This is a genomic window from Burkholderia sp. HAN2018 (genome assembly GCF_024704855.1).
Lineage (GTDB): Bacteria > Pseudomonadota > Gammaproteobacteria > Burkholderiales > Burkholderiaceae > Burkholderia > Burkholderia cepacia.
The window spans coordinates 1-4,677 of the sequence record NZ_QOBB01000359.1; the positions used below are offsets into that span (position 1 = coordinate 1).

Below are 4,677 nucleotides of genomic sequence, written 5' to 3' on the forward strand. Positions count from 1 at the left end.
CTTCCCCGCGCACGCGGGGGCGGGCGCCCGGCCGCCCCCGGCTGCGCGCCCCGAGCTCGCCGCCCGCACGGAAATCCTCACGTCGCGGCGCCGGGCGGTTCGCTACAATGGCCGCTGTCACCTTTTTGCAAACAACCTGCCCTTGGACTTCGAGACTCCTCCCGGCCTGTCGGTCGACGCCGGCGGCCAGGGCCAGACGGTGCGCCTGACCGGCCAGTGGACCGCGCTCTCGCTTGCACGCAATCGCGGCGCGGTGGCGCGCCGTGTCGCGAGCATCGCGTCCGGGCGCGTGAGCGAATGGGATCTGTCCGGCATCGAGCGGCTCGACCACGTCGGCGGCCAGGCGCTGTGGCGCGTGTGGGGCCGCAAGCTGCCGGACGGCGTCGCATTGAGCGCCACGCAGCGCACGATCTTCGAGCGCATCGAGCGGCTCGACAGCGAGCGCGAGGCGCCCGAGCGCGTCGTGCGCGTCGATCCCGTCACGCGGCTCGGCCAGGCGATCTTCCGGTTCGGCGAGCATCTGCAGGGCGGCATCGCGCTGTTCGGCCTCGTGATCCTCGATGCGCTGTCGGTGTTGCGCCGTCCGCAGACGATGCCGTGGAAGGAGACCTCCGCGAACATCTACAGCGCGGGCGCCCAGGCACTGCCGATCACCGCGCTCGTCGCGTTCCTGATCGGCATCGTGCTCAGCTACCTGTCCGCGCAGCAGCTGCAGATGTTCGGCGCGAACCGCTACATCGTGAACATCCTCGGGCTGTCGGTGATCCGCGAGCTCGGCCCGGTGCTGTCGGCCATTCTCGTCGCGGGCCGCTCCGGCTCGGCGATCACCGCGCAGATCGGCGTGATGCGCGTGACCGAGGAGCTCGACGCGATGCGCGTGATGGGCATCCCGCACGGGCTGCGGCTGATCCTGCCGCGCGTGCTCGCGCTCGGCGTCGCGATGCCGCTGCTCGTGATGTGGACCAACATCATCGCGCTGACGGGCGGCGCGCTCGCCGCGAAGCTCGTGCTCGGGATCGACGTCAACTATTTCGTGCGCTCGCTGCCGGGCGTCGTGCCGATCGCGAACCTGTACATCGGGGTCGGCAAGGGCGTCGTGTTCGGCATGCTGATCGCGCTGGTCGCCTGCCATTTCGGCTTCCGGATCAAGGCGAACTCGCAGAGTCTCGGCGAAGGCACGACCACGTCGGTCGTGACGTCGATCACGGTCGTGATCCTCGCCGACGCGGTGTTCGCGATCCTGTTCCAGAACGTGGGGCTCGGATGAACGCATCGAACGAAACGACCGCGCACGCCGCGGCCATCGGTGCCGGGTCGGTCGGCGAGCGGCCGGCCGCGGCGGCCGATCCCGGCGATCTCGTGATCGAGGTGCGCAACCTGACCAAGCGCTACGGGCGCAACATCATTCACCAGAAGCTCGACTTCGACGTGCGGCGCGGCGAGATCGTGTCGATCGTCGGCGGCTCGGGCTCCGGCAAGACCACGCTCGTGCGGCAGATCCTCGGCCTCGAGCGGCCGACGTCGGGCACGATCAAGGTGTTCGGCGAGGATACGGCGACGATCGACGACGCGAGCGCGCGGATGATGCGCACGCGCTCCGGGATGCTGTTCCAGCAGGGCGCGCTGTTCTCGTCGATGACGGTGTTCGACAACGTCGCGCAGCCGCTGCGCGAGCTCGGCCGCGTGCCGCCGGACCTGCTGCACGACATCGTGATGCTCAAGCTCGAGATGGTCGGGCTGCCGTGCAAGCACGCGTCGAAGATGCCGGCCGCGCTGTCGGGCGGGATGGTCAAGCGGGTCGGCATCGCGCGCGCGATCGCGCTCGAGCCCGAGCTGCTGTTCCTCGACGAGCCGACGGCCGGCCTCGATCCGCAGGCGTCGGACGAATTCGTCGAGCTGATCGCGACGCTCCACCGCACGCTCGGGCTGACCGTCGTGATGGTGACGCACGATCTCGACACGATGGTCGCGCTGTCGACGCGCGTCGCGGTGCTGGCCGACCGCAAGGTGCTGGTCGCCGCACCGGTGGAGGAGGCCGCGAACGTCGACCATCCGTTCATCCACGAGTATTTCATGGGGCTGCGCGGGCGCCGCGCATTGCAGGCGCTGCCGCCCGAGCGGCGCGCGAAGCTGCCGAAGGCGGCCCTCGAACCGGCGCTGTCGAGCGTCGAGCTGTAGGAACGAAGGAATCCGCGAATGGAAAACAAATCACATGCGTTCTGGGCCGGCCTGTTCACGATCGCGCTGACGCTCGCGATCGCGGGCACCGTGTTCTGGTTCAACGTCGACCGCACCGTGCGCGTGCCGTACGACCTGCTCGCGCGCACCAACGTGACGGGGCTGTTCCCGGACGCGGCCGTGCGCTTTCGCGGCCTCGACGTCGGCAAGGTGCAGTCGATCGGCTTCGACCGCGCGCACCCGGGGCAGATCCGGATCCGGATCCTCGTCGACCACGACGCGCCGATCACGCAGTCGACCTACGGCAGCCTCGGCTTCCAGGGCGTGACGGGGATCGCGTTCGTGCAGCTCGAGGACACGGGCCGCGACCTGGCGCCGCTGCCGTCGTCGCCGAAGGCGATCGCGCAGATCCCGATGCGGCCGAGCCTGTTCGACCAGATCCAGGAGCGCGGCGACGTGCTGCTGCGGCAGCTCGAACTGGCCGCGAAGAGCGCGAATGCGCTGATGTCGCCCGAGATGCGCGAGCAGTTGCGCGTGACCGCCGAAAGCCTGCAGCACGCGGCCGACGGTGCCGCCACGCTGACGAAGCAGCTCGGCCCGGCGGTCACCGCGCTGCCGGAAACGATGCACGAGGTGAACCGCGCGATGGCGTCGGCAAACACGCTGCTGCAGCCGAACGGGCCGCTCGTGTCGAACCTGAACAAGGCCGGCACGGCCGCCGAGCAGGTCGGCGTCGCGCTGAACGATCTCAACGCGCGCGTGCAGTACGACACGCTGCCGCGTTTCAACGCGCTGGCCGGCAGCGTCGGCGATGCGTCGCGGCAATTGAAGGACGTGGCCGGTGAACTTGGCCGCAACCCGCGCAGTCTGTTGTTCGGTTCGCCCGGCGCGGCGCCGGGGCCCGGCGAGCCGGGCTTCGTCTGGCCGGGTGCGACGGCCGGGCAGTGACACCCATCGAAACCGGAAACATCATGCAGGAACACGCCATGCCACGAATCCTTGACCGCGCGCTGCGTCCGGCCGCGGCCGCGCTTGCCGTGCTGACGCTGACGCTCGCGGCCGGCTGCGCCGGCAACAGCGCGGCGCTGTCGAATGTCCGCTACGACCTCGGGCCGGCCACGCAGGTCGTGACCGCGGGCACGGCCCCCGCGCTGAAGGTGCTCGACGTCGTCGTGCCCGACGCGCTCGACTCCGACAAATTCGCGTACCGCCTCGCGTACGTGGACGCGCAGCACGTGGCCGTCTATCGCGACAGCCGCTGGACGGCACCGCCCGCACAACTGCTTACGCAGCGGCTGCGCGGCGCGCTGTCGTCGCGCGGCACGGTGCTCGAAGGGGCCGACGGCGTGCGCGCGCCGACCCTCAAGGTCGACCTGAACGAATTCGAGCAGGTGTTCGACGGCCAGTCGCAGAGCTACGGCGCCGTCACCGCGCGCGCGACGCTGATGCTGGACGGCAAGGTGCTCGGCCAGCGCACGTTCGTCGCGCGCGCGCCGTCGAGCACGCCCGACGCGGCGGGCGGCGCCCGCGCGCTCGCGGCGGCGAGCAACGAGCTCGTGTCGCAGATCGCCGCATGGGTCGGCGTCCAGGCGTACGCGGGCACGCCGTGACGCGTGCCGCGCAGCCGCGATGAGCGCGACCGGCACGCCTCGCGCATCGCCGCTCGCGCGGCAGGCCTTTGCCGCTTACGCGGCGCTCATCGTCTACGCGTCGCTGTATCCGTTCGCAGGCTGGGTGTCGCTCGGCATCGGGCCGTTCGACTACCTGTTCGCGCCGATGCAGCGCTACGTGACCGCATTCGACGTCGTCACGAACGTGCTCGGCTACCTGCCGTTCGGCGCGCTCGGCGTGCTCGCGCTGCACCCGCGCTGGCGCGGCGTGGCCGCGACGCTGATCGTGGCCGGGCTCGGCGTGCTGCTGTCGGGCGCGATGGAGGCGCTGCAAACCTACCTGCCGGCGCGCGTTGCGTCGAATCTCGATCTCGCGGCCAACGCGCTCGGCGCGCTGCTGGGGGCGGCGCTCGTCGCGCCGGCCACCGGTGCGCTGCTCGATCGCGGCGCGCTGCGCCGGCTGCGCTTCGCGTGGTTCGAGGACGACGGTGCGACGCCGCTGCTGCTCGCCGGGCTGTGGCCGTTCGCGATCCTGTTCCCGTCGCCGTTCCTGTTCGGCATCGGCGACTGGCCGGCCGCGCTGTGGGAGCGTGCCGACGCGTCGATGCAGGACACGCTGCTCGCGTGGCTGCCGGCCACGTGGCGCGTGGGCGAATGGCCCGAGCGCGTCGACGGCTGGCTGTCCGACTCCGGGTGGGAGGCCGCGCTCGGCGGCCTGATGCTGTTCGCCGCGCTGGCGATCGCGTCGCTCGCGATGCGGCCGCGCGCACCGCGCATCCGGCTGCTGATCGCGCTCGTCGCCGCGACGCTCGTGCTGAAGGCGGCCGCGACCTTCATGCAGTCGGCCACCGGCCTCGTCGTCGTGTGGGCGACGCCCGGCGCGCGGCTC

General features: G+C 71.2%; 5 protein-coding genes. All 5 read left to right on the top strand.

Translation table 11 applies throughout. The annotated features are described in order from the left end of the window. Positions 1-142: 142 nt before the first annotated feature. Positions 143-1,267, top strand: coding sequence for an ABC transporter permease (locus tag DPV74_RS39130; protein ID WP_027789023.1), 1,125 nt, complete (start codon positions 143-145; stop codon positions 1,265-1,267). Further along, positions 1,264-2,178, top strand: a complete 915-nt coding sequence (locus DPV74_RS39135; protein WP_119339137.1) for an ABC transporter ATP-binding protein — start codon at positions 1,264-1,266, stop codon at positions 2,176-2,178. Before DPV74_RS39130 ends, DPV74_RS39135 begins: the two co-directional genes overlap by 4 nt. Before the next feature lie 18 nt (positions 2,179-2,196). Beyond that, on the top strand, positions 2,197-3,126 hold the full coding sequence (locus DPV74_RS39140; RefSeq protein WP_119339138.1) for an MlaD family protein: 930 nt from the start codon (positions 2,197-2,199) through the stop codon (positions 3,124-3,126). A 38-nt stretch (positions 3,127-3,164) separates the two neighbouring features. Continuing rightward, positions 3,165-3,788 (top strand): ABC-type transport auxiliary lipoprotein family protein, encoded by a 624-nt coding sequence (locus DPV74_RS39145; RefSeq protein WP_060373588.1) that lies wholly within the window; start codon positions 3,165-3,167, stop codon positions 3,786-3,788. A gap of 19 nt (positions 3,789-3,807) precedes the next feature. Then, positions 3,808-4,677 (top strand): VanZ family protein (locus DPV74_RS39150; RefSeq protein WP_119339139.1); only part of this gene is annotated, 870 nt, incomplete at its 3' end.

Bases quoted from the DNA above. Each gene is read 5' to 3' on its own strand.
- DPV74_RS39135 (WP_119339137.1), top strand. From the start codon at position 1,264: ATGAACGCATCGAACGAAACGACCGCGCACGCCGCGGCCATCGGTGCC.
- DPV74_RS39140 (WP_119339138.1), top strand. From the start codon at position 2,197: ATGGAAAACAAATCACATGCGTTCTGGGCCGGCCTGTTCACGATCGCG.
- DPV74_RS39145 (WP_060373588.1), top strand. From the start codon at position 3,165: ATGCCACGAATCCTTGACCGCGCGCTGCGTCCGGCCGCGGCCGCGCTT.